Origin of the sequence: Pseudomonas sp. R1-7 (assembly GCF_051132105.1) — a bacterium.
Lineage (GTDB): Bacteria > Pseudomonadota > Gammaproteobacteria > Pseudomonadales > Pseudomonadaceae > Aquipseudomonas.
Genome location: NZ_CP071661.1, coordinates 5,762,908 through 5,782,593, shown reverse-complemented (window position 1 = coordinate 5,782,593; position 19,686 = coordinate 5,762,908). Strand labels below are relative to the sequence as shown.

The window sequence follows — 19,686 nt, the reverse complement described above, 5'->3', positions numbered from 1 at the left end:
CCGTTCCTCCAGGGCTCAGCGATGGCTATGCCACCCTGCCAATAATCCGGGCAGTTCGGTCAGGCTGCGGATTTCCGCGTCCGGCGCATGATCGGCATCCCATGTCTTGCCCGCCGGGTTGAACCAAACCGCGCGCAGGCCGGCCTGCTGGGCGCCGGCGATGTCGTCGCCAGGGTGATCGCCCACGTGCACGGCGGTTTGCGCCGTGGCGCCGCCCCTTTGCAGGGCTTCCTGGAACAATCTTGCATCAGGCTTGGCAATACCGATGTCTTCGGCGCACAAGGCGAACTTGAAGTAGTCCGCCAGCCCCAGGCGACTCACATCGGCATTGCCGTTGGTGACGACGCCAAGGGCGAAATGATTGGCGAGGATTTCCAGGGTCGGCTCGACATCGGGAAAAATGTCCAGTTGATGACGCGCATGCAGGAACGCCTCGAATCCTTGGTCCGCCAGTTCCGAGGCCCGCCACTGGTCGTAGCCGGCATCTTGCAGCGCCCGGAACAGCACGCGCCGGCGCAGTGCACTGATGCGGTGCTTGAGGTTGGGTTCTTCGCTGAGCACTTGGGTGCGGATCGTCCACAGGCGCTCCACCGGAAAATCACCCAGGTCGGGTGCGTTGTCGGCCAGCCATTGGCGTAAAACGGCTTCAGCGCTGGCGATCACCGGGGCGGTGTCCCATAGCGTGTCGTCCAGGTCGAAAGTGATGAGCTCGATGGTCATGATTCGTCGCCCTTGATGCGTTTGGCCCTGGGGTGGGCACTGTCATAGACCGTCGCCAGGTGTTGGAAATCCAGGTGGGTATAGATCTGGGTGGTCTTGATGTCCGAGTGGCCGAGCAGTTCCTGGACGGCGCGCAGGTCTTGGGAAGACTCCAGCAGATGGCTGGCGAACGAATGCCTGAGCATGTGCGGGTGCAGGTTCTGCCCCAGTTCACGTTCGCCAGCGGCCTTGACCCGCAATTGGATGGTCCGCGGGCCCAGCCGGCGGCCTTGCAGGCTGACGAATACCGCGTCATCGACCGGATTGGTCATCGCTCGCAGCGGCAACCACAGTTCCAGGGCTTCCCGGGCCTTGCGGCCGATGGGCAACAGGCGGGTCTTGCTGCCTTTGCCGAGTACCTGGACCATGCCATCGGCCAGGTCCAGTTGGTCCAGGTCCAGCCCCGTCAGCTCGGAAAGCCGCAGGCCGGAGGAATAGAAGAGCTCAAGGATCGCCTGGTCCCGGCGCGCCATGAAGTCATCCTCGACGGCGCCATCGAGCAATTGCAAGGCACGGTCGGTGTCGAGGGTCTTGGGCAACCGGCGTTCGCCTTTCGGCGGTGCCAGGCCGGTGGCCGGGTCGTGATCGCACAGGCCTTCGCGGTTCAGGTAGTGATACAGGCCACGCACCGCCGATAACAATCGCGCGAGGCTGCGGGAGGATTGTCCCTGTTGGTGCAGGCGGGCAACGAGGCTGCGCAGGCGCTGGATGTCCAGGGCCGCCCAGCTGTCGATGTTCTGCTTCTGGCACCAGCCCAGTACTTTTTCGAGGTCGCGGCGATAGGCCGACAAGGTGTGAGGCGACACCTGGCGCTCACTGCGCAGGTGTTCGCAGTAGGCGTCCAGTTGCCGCTCCATCCTCAGCGTACCGAACGCAGCGAACCGGCAACCCGTGGCAGGACCCGGCCGGTGACTTCGGCGATGTAGCTCAGGAACAGTGTGCCCACCGAGCTCTTGTAGTGCTGCGGATCGCGACTGGCGATGGCCAGCACGCCATGCACGCCCTGATGGGCAATGGCGACGACGGCGGTGGAGCCGATCTGCTTGCGCTGTTCTTCACCGAACAGGAAGTCCAGCTCATGCTCGCGCAGGCTGCCGCTGACGCTTTTGTTTTCCGTGAGCAGGCCGCCTATGGCTGTCTGCGCGTCGGCGTGGGTGACCCAGCGCCCCACTGGCATGGCGTTATCGCCAAACAGGATCAGGCTGACGAAGGGCACCTGGAAGTCTTGGCGCAGGCTGTCTTCGACGCTCATCACCAGGTCTTCCAGGGTACTCGCGTCCATCAAGGCAAGAATCAGTCGACGGGTCTTGTCGAAGAGCCGGTCGTTGTCCCGGGCGACGTCCATCAGGTGCGAGAGGCGATGGCGCATTTCGATGTTGCGCTCACGCAGGATTTTCATCTGGTGCTCGACCAGCGACACGGTATCGCCGCGCCGATGGGGGATCCGCATCGTTGCAAGCAGGTCTTCGTGCTCGACGAAGAAGTCCGGATGCGCCTCCAGATACGCGGCCACGGCCGCAGCGTCCGGAAGGCTCGGGGATTCGTCGGGCTGCGGTGCTGGAACCTTTGGCTTGTCGGTCATGGCTTTGGCTCACTCAAAGACGAACTTGTCCTTCGTATACACGTACGGCCGGGCCGGTCATCATCACCGGTTGGCCTGGGCCTGCCCATTCGATGGACAGGCGTCCGCCGGGCAGGTCGATCAGCAATGGCGAATCCATCCAGCCCTGGCTGATCGCGGCGACGGCGGCGGCGCAGGCGCCGGTGCCGCAGGCCTGGGTTTCCCCAGCGCCGCGTTCCCAGACGCGCAGTTGGGCGCGGTGGCGATCGACGACCTGCAGGAAGCCCACGTTTACCCGTGCCGGAAAGCGCGGATGATTTTCGATCTTCGGCCCCAGCGTGTGCACCGGTGCGCTGTTGATGTCGTCCACGCGCAGCACCGCATGGGGGTTGCCCATGGAGACTGCCGCCAGTTCCACCGGGGTGCCGTCGACGTCCACGGTATAGCTCAGGGCCTGAGCCGGTGCCTGGAATGGGATATCCGCCGGCACCAGGCGCGGGGCGCCCATGTTGACGCCGATCTGGCCGTCGCTGCGCACATCCAGTTCGATGATGCCGCTTTTGGTCTCGACGCGAATCTGTCGCTTGGCGGTCAGGCGCTTGTCCAGCACGAAACGGGCGAAGCAGCGCGCGCCGTTGCCGCACTGCTCTACCTCCGAACCGTCGGCGTTGAAGATCCGGTAGCGGAAATCCACGTCCGGGTTGTTCGGTGCCTCGACAATCAGCAACTGGTCGAAACCGATACCGGTGTGCCGGTCGCCCCATTGCTTGGCGTGCTTGGGCAGGATGTGCGCGTGCTGGCTGACCAGGTCGAGGACCATGAAATCATTGCCCAGGCCGTGCATCTTGGTAAAACGCAGCAGCATGGTATTACTCCGGCAGCAGGCTTTCGCCGGCAAACAGTTCGGCTACCGTCTCGCGGCGGCGTACTTCGAATGCCTGATCACCGTCCACCAGCACCTCGGCGCAGCGGCCGCGGGTGTTGTAGTTGGAACTCATGACAAACCCGTAGGCGCCCGCCGAATGCACGGCCAGCAGATCGCCTTCTTCCAGCGCCAGCGCACGGCCTTTGGCAAGGAAATCGCCGGTTTCGCAGATTGGCCCGACGATGTCGTAGTCGCGGGCCGCGGTGTCGCGCGGGCGTACGGCGGTGACGTCCATCCAGGCCTGGTACAGCGCCGGGCGGATCAGGTCGTTCATGGCCGCGTCGACGATGGCAAAGTCCTTGTGCTCGGTGTGCTTGAGGTATTCGACCTGGGTCAGCAGCACGCCGGCGTTGGCGACGATATAGCGGCCTGGCTCGAACATCAGGGCCAGGTCACGGCCTTCAAGGCGTTCGCGCACGGTCTTGATGTAGTCGGCCACCAATGGCGGCTCCTCATCGCGATAACGCACGCCGACACCGCCACCCAGGTCGATGTGACGCAGGTAGATGCCGCAATCGCCGAGGCGATCCACCAGCGCCAGCAGGCGGTCGAGGGCGTCGATGAACGGTTCGAGGGTGGTCAGTTGCGAGCCGATGTGGCAATCGACACCCAGCACTTCCAGGTTCGGCAGTTGGGCGGCGCGAACGTACACATCCTCGGCGTCGGCAATGGCGATGCCGAACTTGTTTTCCTTGAGGCCGGTGGAAATGTACGGGTGGGTGCCGGCGTCGACGTCCGGGTTCACGCGCAGCGAGACCGGCGCACGAACGCCCAGCTCGGCGGCGACGACTTGCAGGCGCTCCAGCTCGTCGGTGGATTCGATGTTGAAGCAATGCACGCCGACTTCCAGGGCGCGGCGCATGTCTTCGCGGGTCTTGCCGACGCCGGAGAACACGATTTTGTCGGGGCTGCCGCCAGCGGCCAGCACACGCTCAAGCTCGCCACCGGACACGATGTCGAAGCCGGCGCCCAGGCGTGCGAGGACGTTGAGCACGCCCAGGTTCGAGTTGGCTTTTACAGCGAAGCACACCAGGTGCGGCATGCCTTCGAGGGCATCGGCGAATGTCCGGTATTGGGCTTCGATGTGGGCACGGGAATAAACGTAGGTCGGCGTGCCGAAACGTTCGGCGATCGCGGACAGGGCAACCCCTTCCGCGAACAGCTCCCCGCCACGGTAGTTAAAAGCGTCCATGGCGGTCCCTTAGTAAGTGGTCTGGGTGTCGTGCGCGTGGGATTTGGATTGCGACGACTTGGCCTGCTCTTCAGGGGACTTGCTGTCATCAGGCAGGTACAGCGGACCTTTTTGACCACAGGCTGTCACAAGGCAGGCAACCGCGACGAGCGCAGCAAGGGAAGAGATCAGGCGCTTCATGGCGAAATCCTTGAAAATGCGTTAATTGCGCCGGAGTATACCGGCCACCCGACAGCTTGCCTATGCAACGGGGCGCCCGTCCGGCGGGCCTTGTACTCCAAGGGCTCGCGTTCGGTGGACAATGTTCAGCGCCCACGGGCCCTTGGTCGTTATCCTTTGCATTCAGCCGGGCGCGTCCGTATCTTGCGGCGCTTGAGCCCGTCAGACAATTTTGAGGTTGCCGCAATGAGTTTGTCCGAAGCCCGTTTCCACGATCTGGTCGATGCGACCCAGCAAACGCTGGAGGATATCTTCGACGAAAGCGACCTGGACATCGACCTGGAAATTTCCGCCGGTGTACTCACCGTCAAGTTCGAGAACGGCACCCAGTTGATTTTCAGCCGCCAGGAGCCGTTGCGGCAATTGTGGCTGGCGGCGGTGTCCGGTGGCTTCCACTTCGACTATGACGAGGAAAGCGAACGCTGGATGTGCGACAAGAGCGAAGAGCAGTTGGGCGAGATGCTCGAGCGCATCGTCAAGCAGCAGGCCGACGCTGAAATCGATTTCGAAGGCTTGTGATTCCGTGACCCAGAACGTCCCGGCGCGGCCGCCCAAGCCGCTCTACAGCAACGTCAGCCCGGCCGTGCCGTCGCCTTGCACCAGTGTGTGCAAGCTGGATGAGCACAAGGTCTGTCTGGGTTGTTTCCGTCATGTGGAAGATATCCGCGAATGGCGCTCGGCTGATGATGAGCGTCGGCGGGTTATTTGTGCCGAGGCGGCCAGGCGAAAATCGCCGGCTTGACCCCTTGGGTTGTATATTTTTTGAGCTGTGGTAGTGTCCAGCAACGCCTCAACTCATCGAGGCGAGTGAAAACCCCGCCTTTATGTGGCGGGGTTTTGCTTTTTTCGTGCAGAAGAAAGGAGTCTGCCTGGATCATGACCGCACCTTCCATCACCCTTACTCGCCTGGACGTGCAGCGTCTGGAGCGCCTGATCGACAGCCTGGATGAAACACTCCCTGGTGTGATCGCCTTGCAAACCGAACTGGATCGCGCCGAGACCCTGGTGGGCCACGATGAAGTGCCCGCCGACGTCGTGACCATGAACTCGCGAGTGCATTGCCGCGAGGAAAGCAGCGGCAAGGATTACCACCTGACGCTGGTTTATCCACAGGACGCCAACGCCGACGAGGGCAAGATTTCGATCCTGGCACCGGTTGGCAGTGCCTTGCTGGGCTTGAAGGTAGGCCAGCACATCGACTGGCCGGCCCCGGGTGGGAAGACTTTGAAATTGACGTTGCTGGAAGTCGAGTCCCAACCGGTCAATGGCGGCGACTGCACTTTCTGAGCCCCGTCAGACCTGGATCAGCGCCTCGTTCAGCGCATGTTCCAGGTCGGCTTTGTAGCGCAGGTACAGAATGCTTGAGCACGCGCCGTCGCCCACCAGGCCGGAGAGGTCAAGGTCGGTGATATAGCAGCGGTAGCGTTCGGCTTCGCGGCGCTGCCCGACGATTTCCCTGGCGACCACCTGGAACAGTTGGTCGCCATGCTCCAGTTCCGAAAATTCCCGCTGGTCGCAATACAGGGTGACGTGCACCTGCCCGTGCGCTGCTTTGCCGATGATCCCTTGTACGTCGTAAAAGGGTTTATTAACGGGCGTCTGCGGTGCCTGCCGTGATTCGACCCGCCGGGCCCGCCCGTTCCCCGAAGGCAGGAGCTGGTAATACAGGATTTCCAGCGCCAGCGGCTGGGCAACGTCCATCGGCAGCAGCGCATCGCGGCGGTACAGCACCGATTGCAGGAAACGTTGCAGCGGCACCAGCAGGCTTTGTTCATCGTGATATGGCAATCGCTGTTGCCACAAGGCATTGAGTTCATCGAGCACATACAGCTCGGCTTCGTCTTCGTAGACCCTGTAGAACACCTGGATGCACTCGGGTTGACCCATGGGCAGGATCAGCGCCACGTCGTGTTCTTCGAGCGCCATTGAATCCAGGTGCAGCGGGCTGTAGGCGGTCAGCTCTTCTGCGAGATAATCCATCAGCGCCGACAGGCTGCCCAGCGCCACATGGTTGACTTGGCCCGGCACCAGTTCCAGTACGTGATAGTGCTGCTGGACTTGCAGCAGATACCGGTAGTTGAGTTTGCTCAGTAGCAAGGCTTGGGTGGTCTCGATGACTTCTTCGACCCGGCGCGCAATGAATTGCGCGCGGTTATGACAGAAGCACCGGACCTGCACGCGCGGTTGGCGTTGTATCGTGGGCAAGGCGTTGAGGTAGTCGCGCAGGCAATCGAGCAGGGCGTGCTCGCCATCGAAGCGGTTGACCAGTACTTCATTCCAGCTATTGAGCGTGACCTGGTCGAGGGTGAGCACCAGGTTTTCCCGAACCCCGGCGTAGCTCAGGGAGTCCGTGCGCTCGGTGGTCATGAGGATGTTCAGGTCGCGGTGATGCTTGAGTGGATCGACGCCGACGTTTACCAGGATCAGCACTTCGCTGGGTACGCTGGCGTGCAGCAACTGGACTTCATCGACCGTGGCCAGGGGCAAGGCGATGGCCTGTTGCAGGCTGCCCAGCAGGTTGAACAGCTCGAACTCGCTCAGGTCGCTTTCACCAGGGTGCAGCGCCAAGCGCGTGCTGCTGTCGATCACACCGTTGCGATGGCACCAGGTGAGCAATTCAAGCAGCTCGCGGCTGCGTTTGATGGGCGCGAAGTTTTCCCATTCCAAGGCATTCAGGCTGCCGTTGTACAAGCCCCACTGATTCTGCCCAGGCTCTTTCTTGTTTGGCGACTGGACCAGTGTCAGGGTGTCCTCCGCCAAGTCCGGAGCAATGCCAGGGTTGATGAATTCGATTTTGTCGGCCTTGCGCTCGAAGGCCGCATACAACCGTCGACCGAGGACATTGAGGTCGCGCTTGTTGATCAGGCTGACGGTTTTCTCGGTGCGGGCGAACTCGGTCAGGAAGCGGTAGCTGTAGGTCAGCTCGTTGACCAGGGCCCGCCGCTCATTGCTCACCTGGCGGACTTTCCACTGGCTACGGCTATCGAGCAGGGCCAGTTGGCGCTGGTCCCAGGCCCACTCCCGAGCCAGGCGCTCCAGCAAGTTGCGCTGCCAGCCACTGCTGCGAGCGTGGCCAGTGAGCTTGCGATTGACCTTGAGGTACAACGCGCGCCGGATCAGCTCCAGGCGTTCCGGCTCGCCGCGGGCGACCAGATATTCCTCGAGGCGGCGATAAACGACCATGTACGGGTCCAGCTCATCCAGATCCAGGCGATTGGCGAACACCGCCTGTTTGAAGCGCAGGCTCAGGCAGCGGACGTTCGGGTGTTCGCTGGCGTAGACCTCGGTCAGCAATAGCTTGAGCACCGACTTGTAAGGCGATTCGATGCCCTTGAACAACTGCCAGAGCCCGGCGCCGACGAACTCCCCCGGCGGGATATAGGCCAAATGTCCCAGGTCCAGGGTTTCGTCGGCACGAATGAAACGCTTGGAAATCAGCGTATGGGTGTATTGCTCGTAGTTTTCTTCTTCATACACAGGCACCAGCCACCAGATTGGCGTGCGCCCGGCCAGCCATATGGCGGTGCGGTAGAACTCGTCCAGCAGCAGATAATGCTGGGTGGTGCCGCAGTCATCGGAACTGAGTTGGTTGTCCCGCTCGCCGCGGACGAATCGCGCCGGGTCGATGAGGAAAAAATGCGCTTCGGCGCCTTGGGTCGCGGCCCAGATTTCCAACAGTTGGCATTTTTTCCGCAGCTCGGCCAGCTCATCGTCGCTCAGGTCCGGCCCATGGCACACCCACACGTCCATGTCGCTCTGGTCGGCCTGGGCGAGCGTGCCGAGGCTGCCCATCAGGAACAGGCCGAGGATCGGTCGCGGTGGGTTGCTGCCATGTCGTGCTTTATAGGAGAACGAGCGGGTCAGCCGTTGGGCCTCGGCGAGAACGTTTGTGTCGGGCTCGTAATTCGACAACCCGGCGGGCGTGCTGCCCGAGACATAGCCGGGCAGCAGCGGATGGTTGACGTGGAAAAACAGCGGAAGCAACGTCAACACGCACTGTTGGCGGGTCGACAACCCTTCGAGGGCGCGCTCCATGCGTCCGGTATTGAGCTTGAGGAAACGCGCGCGCAACTGGCTCAGGACCTTGCGGTCGATTCCCTCGTCCAGATCGGGGCGTATTTCGTGGTTGCGGGTCATGTCAGCTCAAACCGGCTCGCGGCGTCGAACGTGGGAAAGCACAAGTGATGGCAGGTTAGCGCCCGAGTCGTGGAATTCTTAAGCTGAAAATGATGGTGACGTCAGGATTTTTTACGAAAGAGCCTGTGCGCCTGCGGAAATCCCGATGCCAGGGATTTCCGTGGGCGAGGAGAGAATCAGGCGGCTTCTTGCACGCTGAGGATCGTCAGGACGGTTTGCACATTCTGTGCGGCATCACGGCCCAGGCTGGTCAGGTAACCGCCATCGGGTTGGGTGATGAGTTCTTTGTCAAACAGGCGTTGGGCAGCGGCGATAGCTTTGGGGGCAGCGGTCTGATGGATTTTCAGGCCTTCCTGGGAACTGTCCAGGTTGAAGAGTGCAAGGATTTCCAGTTCGGCAACCAGCTCAGGGGTAAGCGACATAAGGACTCCAGACTTTCTAGGAATTTGGACGACAGCGTCACTAAGGTGAGCGCACTTGGCCGAGCTGTCCAGTGTCTGAGTCATGCTTTTTTGTTGAGGTCCTTTTTTGTGGCGAGGGAGCGAGCTACCTCGCCACAAGAACAACTCAGTTCCTTTCCGGCGGCAATTCGGGCAGGGCGCGCAATGCGGTTTCGTACCACTCGGTATTGAACGGGCGGTCTTCTTCCAGGATTGCGTCGATTTCCACCGCCAGCACGTGGGCCATCAGGTTGAGGATTTCTTCACGCTCATAACCCACCAGGGTCAGCTTGTTGAACGTGGCCTTGGCCGCTGGCGGGTTGTCGCTTTCGATCTGGTTCTCGATGGCCTGAATCAGCGTGTTCTCGACGAATTCTTCTTCGTCGTTGTCGATGTCGATTGGCTCGCTCATGGCACGTTCCTGTAGGAAAGGGCGCCAGTTTACCTGCATTCAGGGGCGTGATGCGCCTGGCGCGAAACACCTTGGCGGTCTATAACCCAAGGCTGCCAACCCCGCACGGCCTGGAGGCTATGGAATGCTCAAGCTTTATGGTTTTTCTGTCAGCAATTATTACAACATGGTCAAGCTGGCCCTGCTGGAGAAGGGGGTGCCTTTCGAAGAGGTCCAGTTCTTCGGCGCCCAGACTCCGGAAGCGCTGGCCATCAGCCCGCGCGGCAAGGTGCCGGTGCTGAAGACCGAGCTGGGTTTCATCAACGAGACCAGCGTGATTCTCGAATACATCGAGCAAACCCAGCCGGGCAAGGCCCTGTTGCCTGCGGACCCGTTCGAACGTGCCCAGGTATTGGCCTTGTGCCGGGAAATCGAGTTGTACATCGAGCTGCCTGGGCGTGCCTGTTACGCGGAAGCGTTTTTCGGCATGCCTGTGGCTGATGCCATCAAGGAAAAATCCAAGGCCGAATTGCTGTTGGGGTTCGCTTCGCTCGATCGGCATGGCAAATTTTCGCCTTATGTGGCGGGCGACAGCCTGAGTCTCGCTGACCTGTATTTCTACTACAGCCTTTCGCTGGCCTTGCAGGTGGGCAAGAAAGTGTTCGATATCGATTTGCTGGCTGATATGCCGAAGGCGAAGGCCTTGATGGAACTGCTGGGGCAGAATCCGCATGTGCAACGGATCGCGGCGGATAGGGACGCAGAGATGCCGGCTTTTTTGGCGAAGATTGCTGCCAGGAAGTGAGTGGTTTCGTTGTCCTGACGACCGCTATCGCGAGCAAGCTCGCTCCCACATTTGATCTCCATGTTCACAAAATTTGTGTTCACTGAAATCCCTGTGGGAGCGAGCTTGCTGACGACGCTTTAGGCTTTAGCGGCTTGCAATCAGCGCCTGTCCACGCACCACGGCGGCCTTGACCTGCGCCGGCGCGGTACCGCCGATGTGGTCACGGGCGTTGACCGAGCCTTCCAGGGTCAGCACGGCAAACACGTCCTGGTCGATCTGGTCGCTGAACCGGCGCAGTTCGTCCAGGCTCATTTCCGCGAGATCCTTGCCGCTGTCCACGCCGTACTTCACGGCATGGCCGACGATCTCGTGGCAATCGCGGAACGGCAGGCCACGGCGCACCAGGTAGTCCGCCAGGTCAGTGGCGGTGGAGAAACCGCGCAGGGCTGCTTCGCGCATGACCGCATGCTTGGGCTTGATGGCCGGGATCATGTCGGCGAAAGCCCGCAGCGAATCGCGCAAGGTGTCGGCGGCGTCGAACAGCGGTTCCTTGTCCTCCTGGTTGTCCTTGTTGTAGGCCAGCGGTTGGCCTTTCATCAGGGTCAGCAGGCCCATCAGGGCGCCGAATACCCGGCCGCTCTTGCCCCGTACCAGTTCCGGCACGTCGGGGTTTTTCTTTTGCGGCATGATCGAGCTGCCGGTGCAGAAGCGGTCGGGCAAATCGATGAATTGGAATTGGGCGCTGGTCCACAGCACCAGCTCTTCGGAGAAGCGCGACAGATGCATCATCGCGATGCTCGCGGCGGCGCAGAATTCAATGGCGAAATCGCGGTCCGAGACATTATCCAGCGAGTTGCCGCCCACGGCGTCGAAGCCCAGCAGTCGGGCGGTGTACTCACGGTCGATCGGGTAGGTGGTGCCGGCCAGCGCGGCGCTGCCCAGGGGCATGCGGTTGGTGCGCTTGCGGCAATCCACCAGGCGCTCGTAGTCGCGGCTGAGCATCTCGAACCAGGCCAGCATGTGATGCCCGAACGTTACAGGTTGAGCCGTTTGCAGGTGGGTGAAGCCCGGCATGATGCTCTCGGCTTCGCGTTCGGCTTGCTCCAGCAGGCCTTTTTGCAAGCGCGTGATCTCGGCGAGGATCAGGTCGATCTCATCGCGCAGCCACAGGCGGATATCGGTGGCGACCTGGTCGTTGCGGCTGCGGCCGGTGTGCAGTTTCTTGCCGGTCACGCCAATGCGGTCGGTCAGGCGCGCCTCGATGTTCATGTGCACGTCTTCGAGATCGACACGCCAGTCGAACTGGCCGGCCTCGATCTCGCCCTGGATGGTCTTCAGGCCATCGATGATGCTGTCGCGCTCGGCATCGGTGAGCACGCCGACCTTGGCCAGCATGGTGGCGTGGGCGATCGAGCCCATGATGTCGTGGCGATACAGGCGCTGGTCGAAATTGACGGAGGCGGTGAAGCGGGCGACAAAGGCGTCGACGGGTTCACTGAAGCGGCCGCCCCAGGACTGATTGGTCTTGTCAGTGCTCATGAATTCGCTCGTGATCGGCTGGAAAAAGGTAGCGGTTAAAGGCTGCCCCGGATGATAACAGGGTTGCCGGGGCTGGCGCTGGCACTGGTCGGCAGGTTTTTTGCCGCAAATACCCCGGATCCAAAAGCTTTTTCGCGCAACGATATTTTTCGATTGAGCAATATCGTCGTGGCAACCGTCTACAGTGGACGGTAGGGCTTTGCTTTTTCATCCTGGACGCATCGGACGCACCAATAAAGGGGGGTGCTCATATTGGTCAGATCGAGTCTTAACGAACTCTGTGGCGACGCTGTGCGACAACAGGCCTCGAGCATCGGTCGGCAAGCGCTGGTAAAGATAGGCAACCGCCTCGCGGCACTTTTTGGCCCTCGGACGAGTCTTAGCGTGGATCGCGGTGACGGATGTCACTTCCCCTGTCTACGCTATCCTTGTGCGAGACTCACGCAGGAATCCAGCGCAATATGAATGTCCTGATCGTTGATGACGAACCACTGGCCCGCGAGCGCCTGAGCCGACTGCTCGGGGAACTCGAGGGTTACAGTGTCCTGGAGCCGAGCGCCACCAATGGCGAAGAGGCATTGGCCTTAATCGATAGTCACAAGCCGGATATCGTGCTGCTCGACATCAGCATGCCTGGCCTTGATGGCTTGCAGGTCGCGGCGAAGCTCTGTGAGCGCGAGTCACCTCCGGCGGTGGTGTTTTGCACCACTCGGGACGAGTTTCCTCCCGAGGTATTGCAGACCGGTGCCGTGGGTTATTTGCTCAAGCCCGTTGCGGCCGAGGCACTGGAAGAGGCGCTGCGCAAGGCAGAGCGGCCGAACCGCACGCAATTGGCTGCACTCACCCGTCCGGCCGCCGAAAGCGGCAGTGGCCCACGCAGCCATATCAGCGCGCGGACCCGCAAGGGCATCGAGCTGATCCCTCTGAACCAAGTCGTCTATTTCATCGCCGACCACAAGTACGTGACCTTGCGCCACGAAAGTGGCGAAGTGTTGCTGGACGAACCACTCAAGGCCCTGGAAGACGAATTCGGCGAGCGATTCGTGCGCATCCACCGCAACGCCTTGGTGGCCCGCGAACGTATCGAGCGCTTGCAACGTACTCCACTTGGACATTTCCAGCTGTACCTCAAGGGGCTCAATGGCGACGCGCTGATCGTCAGCCGACGGCATGTAGCGGGCGTCCGCAAGATGATGCAGCAGCTTTAGCGCGCCGCCATCAAGCGTTCCGTTTCCAGGATTGGCGGCCAGGGAGGCCGCGGGGTCGTGATTCAAGTCAAAGCGGATTTGGCTGAGCTGTTATTATCTGCCGTATCTTTTAAGTACGGATTGATCCATGTCCCCTCGCGAGATCCGCATCGCCACCCGTAAAAGCGCCTTGGCCCTCTGGCAGGCCGAATACGTCAAAGCCCGCCTCGAAACGGCCCATCCGGGCCTGGTCGTGACGCTGGTGCCCATGGTCAGTCGCGGCGACAAGCTGCTGGACTCGCCACTGTCGAAAATCGGTGGCAAGGGTTTGTTCGTCAAGGAACTGGAGACAGCCTTGCTGGACAACGAAGCCGACATCGCCGTGCATTCGATGAAAGACGTGCCCATGGACTTCCCCGAAGGCCTGGGCCTTTTTTGCATCTGTGAGCGGGAAGACCCGCGCGATGCATTTGTCTCCAATACATTCTCCAGCCTTGACGCGCTGCCTGCCGGGAGCGTGGTGGGCACGTCGAGCCTGCGCCGCCAGGCGCAGCTGTTGACTCGTCGTCCCGATCTGCAGATCCGTTTCCTGCGCGGTAACGTCAATACGCGCCTGGCCAAGCTCGATGCTGGCGAATACGACGCCATTATCCTCGCCGCCGCGGGCCTGATCCGCCTGGGTTTCGAAGATCGCATCACCTCGGCCATCAGCGTCGACGACAGCCTGCCAGCCGGCGGGCAGGGGGCGGTGGGCATCGAGTGCCGTAGCGCCGACAGCGAGATCCATGCCCTGCTGGCGCCGCTGCACCACGAAGACACGGCCACTCGAGTCTTCGCCGAGCGCGCCCTCAACAAGCATTTGAACGGTGGCTGCCAGGTGCCGATCGCCTGCTACGCCGTCCTTGAAGGTGAGCAAGTCTGGTTGCGCGGCCTGGTGGGCGACCCGAGTGGTGGAAAACTGCTCAGCGCCGAGGCGCGGGCGCCGCGTCGCGATGCCGAGGCATTGGGTGTGCGCGTCGCCGAGGATCTGCTGGGCCAAGGTGCCGACGACATCCTCAAGAAAGTCTACGGCGAGGCTGGCCACGCGTGACCGGGTGGCGCCTGCTGCTGACCCGGCCGACGGAAGAGTCGTCTGCGCTGGCGGATGTCCTGGCAGAGGCGGGGATATACAGCAGCAGCCTGCCACTGTTGGATATCACGCCGATCCCCCTGTCTGAATCCGAGCGAGCCAAGCTCAAGGCAGTGGATCAGTACTGCGCGGTGATCGTGGTGAGCAAGCCTGCGGCACGCTTGTGCGTGGAGTTGCTGCGCCAATATTGGCCGCATCTTCCTGACCAGCCATGGTTCAGCGTGGGCGCTGCGACCGGGCAAATTCTTGCCGACGCCGGTCTCCGCGTTTCTTACCCTGGTGACGGCGATGACAGCGAAGCCTTGCTTGAGCTGGCAACGTTGCGCCAGGCTATCGACCGGCCTGAGCCGCGTGTCTTGATTGTGCGTGGAGAGGGTGGGCGCGGTTTGCTGGCAGAGCGTTTGCGTGAGCAAGGTGCTAGTGTCGATTACCTGGAGCTGTACCGCCGCGGCTTGCCGAAGTATGCCGAAGGCGAATTACCGGCGAAGGTCGAAGCGGAACGCTTGAACGCGCTGGTGGTCAGCAGTGGGCAGAGCTTCGAGCATCTGCACCGGCTGGCCGGTGATGCGTGGCCCGCCTTGGCGCGGCTACCCTTGTTTGTGCCAAGCCCCAGGGTCGCCGAGATGGCGCGTGCCGCCGGGGCCCGGACAGTTGTGGATTGTCGTGGCGCCAGTGCCGCGGCTTTGCTGGCGGCTTTACGGGAACAATCCGTGCCGTTTTCTAATGCAAAGGATGGATACGTGAGCGAAACAGCCTTGCCAAAAGATCAAGACCAGCCAGCGATCGATGTTCCGGTGGATGCGTCGGCCCCGGTCGCGCCGCGTCGCGGAAACGGACTGGCGATTGTCGCGTTATTGTTGGGCGCTGCCGGTGTGGCCGTGGGTGGGTGGGGCGTTTGGCAAATGCGTCATCTGCAAGCCAACACCCAGCAGCAGGTCGCCCAGGTCCAGGCACTCAATGACCAGGCCCAGAACCTCAAGCTCAACGAGCAGCGCCTGAGTGAACGCCTGGAACAACTGCCTCCGGCTCAAGAGCTGGAAGAGCGGCGGCGTCAGGTCGCTCAACTGCAAGGCGACCAGCAGCGCCTGAACCAGCGCCTGGAAACCGTGCTCGGTGCCAGCCGCAAGGACTGGCGCCTTGCCGAAGCCGAACACTTGTTGCGCCTGGCCAGCCTGCGACTGTCTGCCCTGCAGGACATCAGCAGTGCCCAGGCACTGGTGCAGGGCGCGGATGAAATCCTGCGCGAGCAAAACGATCCCGGTTCCTTCGCTGCCCGCGAACAACTGGCCAAGACTCTCGCTGCGTTGCGCAGCACGGAGCAGCCGGATCGTACCGGCCTGTTCCTCCAGCTGGGCGCCCTGCGTGACCAGGTCCTACAGTTGTCGGAGATCGCTCCCGAATACAAGGATCGTGGTGAATCCCTGCTCGGGCTGACCGCCGATGGCGATGGTGCCAGCCGATGGGCGCAGTGGTGGGATCAGATCTCGCGCTACATCCGCATCGATTTCAATGCCGATGAAAATGTCCGTCCGCTCCTGGCCGGCCAAAGCTTGATGCAGGTGCGCCTGGCGCTGAGCCTGGCACTGGAGCAGGCGCAATGGGCTGCCCTCAACGGCCAGGCTCCGGTATATACCCAGGCACTGGCCGAAGCCCGGGATGTCCTCAAGAACAACTTCAACCAGGACAACCCGCAAAGCAAGATCATGCTGGAGCGAGTCGTTGAGCTGGGCAAGATGCCGGTGACCGTAGTCACTCCCGACCTGACAGGCAGTCTCAGCGCCGTCCAGGCCTACCTTGAGCGCCGCAACGTGAACGCCGAAGAATCGGTCAAGCCAATGCCCAAGGCAGGCGAGCAGGAGGCCACGCCATGAAGCGCCTCTACGTGATTCTATTCGTGGTCATCGCCGTCGCCGCCGTGCTGGGCGTGGCGATCGCCGAGCATTCGGGTTACGTGTTGGTGGCGTACAAGAACTTCCGCTACGAGGCCGGGCTGTGGGTTACGCTGGCAGTGATCGCGGTGCTCTGGCTGCTGTGGCGAGGCATCAGCGCGTTGATCGGTCTGGTGACCACCTCCACCGGCGTGGTCAACCCGTGGTCGCGGCGCAACCGCAGTCGTCGTGTCCAGGTAGCGATCGAGCACGGCCAGTTGGATCTGGCCGAAGGGCGGTGGGCCAGCGCCCAGCGGCATTTGCATCGCGCCGCCGAGGCCGAACGACAGCCGTTGCTGTACTACCTCGGAGCCGCCCGCGCGGCCAATGAGCAGGGCCTTTACGACCAGAGCGACAGTTTGCTGGAGCGCGCCCTGGAGCGTCAGCCCCAGGCCGAACTGGCTATCGCGCTGACGCATGCCCAGTTGCAAGTGGACCGGGGCGATACCGACGGTGCGTTGAGTACGCTGCAAGCCATGCATGAACGCTACCCTCATAACGCCCAGGCCTTGCGCCAGCTGCAACGTTTGCATCAGCAGCGTGGGGATTGGTCCGCGGTGATCCGGCTGTTGCCCGAGCTGCGCAAGGATAAGGTTCTGCCTGCCGCTGAACTGGCAGAGCTGGAGCGTCGCGCCTGGGGTGAAAACCTCACCCTGGCAGCCCACCGCGAAGCCGATGGCAGCATCGGTCTGCAATCGCTCAACCGCGCATGGCAGCAATTGACTTCCGCCCAGCGCCAGGAGCCGGCACTGGTATTGGCTTATGCCGAGCAGCTTCGGCAGTTGGGCGCCCAAGTCGAGGCGGAAGAAGTGCTGCGCGCCGCGCTCAAGCGAAATTACGATAGCCACTTGGCGCGCTTGTATGGCCTGGTCCGCGGCGCTGATCCGATCCGGCAATTGCAAGTGGCTGAGGGCTGGCTCAAGGAACATCCGGAGGATCCGGGCCTGCTCTTGACGCTGGGACGCCTGTGCCTGCAAAACAGTCTGTGGGGCAAGGCGAGGGATTATCTGGAAAGCAGCTTGCGCATGCAGCGCAACCCCGAGGCATGCGCCGAACTGGCGCGGCTGCTGGCGCAACTGGGGGATGCCGAGCGCAGTAACCAACTGTTCCAGGAGGGGTTGGGGTTGCTGGATGAACGTCTTCTGGCCGCGCCCTTACCGGTTTCGCCACAGGTCCTGACGACTTGAGACAGTGATCATGAGTCTTGAGGTCGGTGTGAGTCCTTAGCCGCATCGGCCGGATATTTTTGAGGCAAACGGTTGTGGATCCCGGCCCGGTTTGGGGTTTTGATTATTCCCTCAGTAAAGTCCTACAGCGGGCTGAGCTAAATCCCCTTATGCCTGTCGGGAATTCGCTACATCCCAGGTGAAGTGTCTGCGTGGGGCTGCCTTGAAAGGCCCGAGGGCTTTCCTCTACCGTTACAGCCTGTCTCTTCTGTTACGGATTCGCCATGTCTTTGGCCAGCTCACGCTTCTTGTTTCTCATGGCTTCCATCGCCGCAGCCCTGGCTATTGGCATTGCCAGTTACCTGGAATATGTGGTCGGCCTTTCCCCCTGCAGCCTGTGCATCTTGCAGCGGTTGTGCCTGATGCTGTTCTTTATGAACTGCCTGGCGGCCTGCGTGCATGGCCCTGGTCAAAAAGGCAGTGTCATCTACGCTGCGATGGGGGGGGCTTTCGCTTCGGGCGGGTTGGTGCTGGCATGGCGCAATGTCCTGGCGCAAACCGATTCGGTCGAGCTTCTACCTGACTGTATGACTCACCTGAGAGGAGCGGACTCGTGGTGGCACGCCATGCGTCATGTTGCCAATGGCTTGATCGACTGCGCGAATGTGACCTGGACCCTGTTCGACCTGAGCATTCCCGAATGGAGCCTGCTGTTTTTCCTGGCCGTCTCTGTTTCGATGACCTACCTGCTGCTACGCCTGGCCTGGGATGCCCTGGTACGGCCATTCAGCGGCAAGACGTCGCAGTTTGTCCGGGCGCTGGATTAAACACTTGTATGAACTTTATCTCCTGCGTACCTTGAAGCAGTTGTCGCGCGGGCATAATCTGGCCCGCACGTATCATTGGAATCATGCCACTCGATCATGTTGTGTCTGGCTTGCTCCTGATCATTCAGGCGTGTGTTTCAGGCGGCGAGGGGCGTGACTCAGAAGGGAAGAAATCACCATGCTCGAAAGTTGTCAGAATGCTCAGGAACGCTGGGGTGGGGTGCATCTGCTGATCGACCGCTGGTTGCAGGAGCGTCATGAACTGGTTCGAGCCTATGATGCGCTTGGCGACAAGCCTGAGGCACTGAGTGAAAGCCGCAAGCCCCTGCAGGAGTTTTGCGGTGTGCTGGTGGACTATGTATCCGCCGGTCATTTCGAGATCTACGAGCAACTGACGGGCGAGGCCAAGGCCTTCAACGACAAGCGCGGCCTGGAGCTGGCCGACACGATCTATCCGCGTATCGATGTCATCACCGAGAAGCTGCTGGCCTTCAATGACCTGTGCGATGAGGGCAAGTGCGTAGCGGAAAAATTCAAGGAGTTGGGCGGCTTGTTGCACGAACGTTTCGAACTGGAAGATTGCCTGATCGAAGTGCTGCACAACGCTCACAAGGAAGAAGCTGCGGTCCAGGCCTGAGCCAACGTTCCTGACAGAAAACGGTGCGCATTGCGCGCCGTTTTTCGTTTGTGCGCGTCAGGTCGCCGCGCCCAGCAGTTCGATTTCAAAGACCAGGGGCGTGAAAGGCGGGATCACGTCTCCGGCACCTTCGGCGCCGTAGGCCAGGGCTGAAGGAATCACCAGTCGCCACTTTGCGCCTACCGGCATCTGCGGCAGTGCGCTGCGCCAGCCATCGATCACGCTATCAAGGTTGAACCATTGCGCCTGGTGGTTGGAATCGAACACGGTGCCGTCCGGTAACCGACCGACATACAACACTTGGACTTTGCCGTGGGGGCCGGCTTTCGCACCACTGCCTGGCTTGAGTTCGGTCAGCAGGATGCCGTCCGGCAACTGCTGAACACCAGGCCGGCCTTTTTCATCGCTGAGAAATTTTTGCTCGGTCTTTAGCGCCGCTACGTCCTGGGGGGTTGCCGCTTGCGCCGTCAGCCGGGCCTGGTGTTCGGCCAGGATGCGTTCGATTCGTTCATCCTCCAACGCCAGCGGCTTGCCCAGATAAGCCTGTTGCAGGCCCTCGACCAAGGCTTGGATCTGCAGGTCGGGTACGTCTTGGCGCAGGCGTTCCCCCAGGCTTGCGCCAAGACTGTAGGCCAGGTCCCGGGCTTCGTTTGCGTTGGTTTTTTCGGTGGCCTGGGCCACGGGGAAAACCATGCAAAGAAGTAAAAAAAGGTGACGCGACATGTGTGCTTACTCCGGCCTCGATTCGAGGGATTATGCCAGTGCCGCTGACAGTAAAATTGATTTGCCCAGGCGATGGAGCAGAAGATTTTTTGTCCCGTGCAACGCAACGCCTTGTGTAGTGTCAACATGCCCTAGCGGC

21 protein-coding genes and 2 pseudogenes are annotated in these 19,686 nt (G+C 61.4%); 12 read left to right on the top strand and 11 right to left on the bottom strand.

The genetic code is table 11. The features are described from left to right. Nucleotides 1-15: 15 nt before the first annotated feature. From J3P79_RS26225 to lptM, 6 genes are read right to left on the bottom strand one after another with little or no spacing between them, the layout of a single operon-like run. A complete protein-coding gene (locus J3P79_RS26225) occupies nt 16-720 on the bottom strand; it encodes an HAD family hydrolase (protein WP_434606882.1) in 705 nt (234 codons plus the stop codon). After that, nucleotides 717-1,616, bottom strand: a complete 900-nt coding sequence (gene xerC / locus J3P79_RS26220; RefSeq protein ID WP_434606880.1) for a tyrosine recombinase XerC — start codon at nt 1,614-1,616, stop codon at nt 717-719. Before xerC ends, J3P79_RS26225 begins: the two co-directional genes overlap by 4 nt. 2 nt (nt 1,617-1,618) lie before the next feature. Then, nucleotides 1,619-2,341 carry a DUF484 family protein gene (locus J3P79_RS26215; protein WP_039590181.1) on the bottom strand — a complete coding sequence of 241 codons (723 nt, stop codon included), beginning with the start codon at nt 2,339-2,341 and terminating at the stop codon, nt 1,619-1,621. A 13-nt stretch (nt 2,342-2,354) separates the two neighbouring features. Continuing rightward, nucleotides 2,355-3,185, bottom strand: a complete 831-nt coding sequence (gene dapF, locus J3P79_RS26210; protein WP_434606877.1) for a diaminopimelate epimerase — start codon at nt 3,183-3,185, stop codon at nt 2,355-2,357. A 4-nt stretch (nt 3,186-3,189) separates the two neighbouring features. Continuing rightward, nucleotides 3,190-4,437 carry a diaminopimelate decarboxylase gene (gene lysA, locus J3P79_RS26205; RefSeq protein ID WP_039590183.1) on the bottom strand — a complete coding sequence of 416 codons (1,248 nt, stop codon included), beginning with the start codon at nt 4,435-4,437 and terminating at the stop codon, nt 3,190-3,192. A gap of 9 nt (nt 4,438-4,446) precedes the next feature. Next, complete coding sequence (gene lptM, locus J3P79_RS26200) at nt 4,447-4,617, bottom strand: LPS translocon maturation chaperone LptM (RefSeq protein WP_039590185.1); 171 nt, start codon at nt 4,615-4,617, stop codon at nt 4,447-4,449. Nucleotides 4,618-4,842: 225 nt separating this feature from the next. On the opposite strand from lptM, the gene cyaY reads away from it, so the two are divergent. The 3 genes from cyaY (at nt 4,843) to rnk (ending at nt 5,943) form a co-directional block, all read left to right on the top strand. Further along, entirely contained in the window at nt 4,843-5,175 is a 333-nt protein-coding gene (gene cyaY / locus J3P79_RS26195) for an iron donor protein CyaY (protein ID WP_434606874.1), read from the top strand. Between the two features lie 4 nt (nt 5,176-5,179). After that, complete coding sequence (locus tag J3P79_RS26190) at nt 5,180-5,398, top strand: DUF1289 domain-containing protein (RefSeq protein WP_434606872.1); 219 nt, start codon at nt 5,180-5,182, stop codon at nt 5,396-5,398. 134 nt (nt 5,399-5,532) lie between these two features. Continuing rightward, nucleotides 5,533-5,943, top strand: coding sequence for a nucleoside diphosphate kinase regulator (gene rnk / locus J3P79_RS26185; protein WP_434606869.1), 411 nt, complete (start codon nt 5,533-5,535; stop codon nt 5,941-5,943). 6 nt (nt 5,944-5,949) lie between these two features. Here the strand turns inward: rnk and J3P79_RS26180 are convergent, their stop codons facing one another. The 3 genes from J3P79_RS26180 to J3P79_RS26170 form a co-directional block, all read right to left on the bottom strand. After that, a complete protein-coding gene (locus J3P79_RS26180) occupies nt 5,950-8,793 on the bottom strand; it encodes a class I adenylate cyclase (RefSeq protein ID WP_434606867.1) in 2,844 nt (947 codons plus the stop codon). Between the two features lie 176 nt (nt 8,794-8,969). Continuing rightward, a complete protein-coding gene (locus J3P79_RS26175; protein WP_039590194.1) occupies nt 8,970-9,215 on the bottom strand; it encodes a TIGR02647 family protein in 246 nt (81 codons plus the stop codon). A gap of 145 nt (nt 9,216-9,360) precedes the next feature. Then, a complete protein-coding gene (locus tag J3P79_RS26170) occupies nt 9,361-9,645 on the bottom strand; it encodes a hypothetical protein (protein ID WP_434606864.1) in 285 nt (94 codons plus the stop codon). Between the two features lie 124 nt (nt 9,646-9,769). On the opposite strand from J3P79_RS26170, the gene J3P79_RS26165 reads away from it, so the two are divergent. After that, nucleotides 9,770-10,429 (top strand): glutathione S-transferase family protein, encoded by a 660-nt coding sequence (locus tag J3P79_RS26165; protein ID WP_434606862.1) that lies wholly within the window; start codon nt 9,770-9,772, stop codon nt 10,427-10,429. Nucleotides 10,430-10,555: 126 nt separating this feature from the next. Here the strand turns inward: J3P79_RS26165 and argH are convergent, their stop codons facing one another. After that, entirely contained in the window at nt 10,556-11,950 is a 1,395-nt protein-coding gene (argH, locus tag J3P79_RS26160) for an argininosuccinate lyase (RefSeq protein ID WP_434606859.1), read from the bottom strand. A 315-nt stretch (nt 11,951-12,265) separates the two neighbouring features. Between argH and J3P79_RS26155 the strand changes: the two are divergent. The 8 genes and pseudogenes from J3P79_RS26155 to J3P79_RS26120 form a co-directional block, all read left to right on the top strand. Then, nucleotides 12,266-12,415, top strand: a pseudogene (locus tag J3P79_RS26155) (sensor histidine kinase); the annotation flags it as partial. Then, complete coding sequence (locus J3P79_RS26150) at nt 12,412-13,158, top strand: LytR/AlgR family response regulator transcription factor (protein ID WP_434606856.1); 747 nt, start codon at nt 12,412-12,414, stop codon at nt 13,156-13,158. The pseudogene J3P79_RS26155 and the gene J3P79_RS26150, both read left to right, overlap by 4 nt. 127 nt (nt 13,159-13,285) lie before the next feature. Next, nucleotides 13,286-14,227, top strand: a complete 942-nt coding sequence (gene hemC, locus J3P79_RS26145) for a hydroxymethylbilane synthase (RefSeq protein ID WP_434606853.1) — start codon at nt 13,286-13,288, stop codon at nt 14,225-14,227. Then, nucleotides 14,224-14,970, top strand: a pseudogene (locus tag J3P79_RS26140) (uroporphyrinogen-III synthase); the annotation flags it as partial. The gene hemC and the pseudogene J3P79_RS26140, both read left to right, overlap by 4 nt. A 36-nt stretch (nt 14,971-15,006) precedes the next feature. Next, nucleotides 15,007-16,137 carry a uroporphyrinogen-III C-methyltransferase gene (locus J3P79_RS26135; RefSeq protein WP_434611619.1) on the top strand — a complete coding sequence of 377 codons (1,131 nt, stop codon included), beginning with the start codon at nt 15,007-15,009 and terminating at the stop codon, nt 16,135-16,137. Then, the gene (locus J3P79_RS26130) at nt 16,134-17,381 is read left to right on the top strand and encodes a heme biosynthesis protein HemY (protein WP_434606851.1); all 1,248 of its coding nucleotides are present in this window, start codon (nt 16,134-16,136) and stop codon (nt 17,379-17,381) included. The genes J3P79_RS26135 and J3P79_RS26130 overlap by 4 nt, the downstream gene beginning before the upstream one ends. 263 nt (nt 17,382-17,644) lie before the next feature. Then, nucleotides 17,645-18,187: a disulfide bond formation protein B gene (locus J3P79_RS26125; RefSeq protein ID WP_434606849.1), complete on the top strand. Its 543-nt coding sequence runs from the start codon at nt 17,645-17,647 to the stop codon at nt 18,185-18,187. Nucleotides 18,188-18,365: 178 nt separating this feature from the next. Then, nucleotides 18,366-18,824, top strand: a complete 459-nt coding sequence (locus J3P79_RS26120) for an Rsd/AlgQ family anti-sigma factor (RefSeq protein WP_039590209.1) — start codon at nt 18,366-18,368, stop codon at nt 18,822-18,824. A gap of 57 nt (nt 18,825-18,881) precedes the next feature. Here the strand turns inward: J3P79_RS26120 and J3P79_RS26115 are convergent, their stop codons facing one another. Continuing rightward, entirely contained in the window at nt 18,882-19,547 is a 666-nt protein-coding gene (locus J3P79_RS26115) for an FKBP-type peptidyl-prolyl cis-trans isomerase (RefSeq protein ID WP_434606846.1), read from the bottom strand. Between the last annotated feature and the right edge of the window lie 139 nt (nt 19,548-19,686).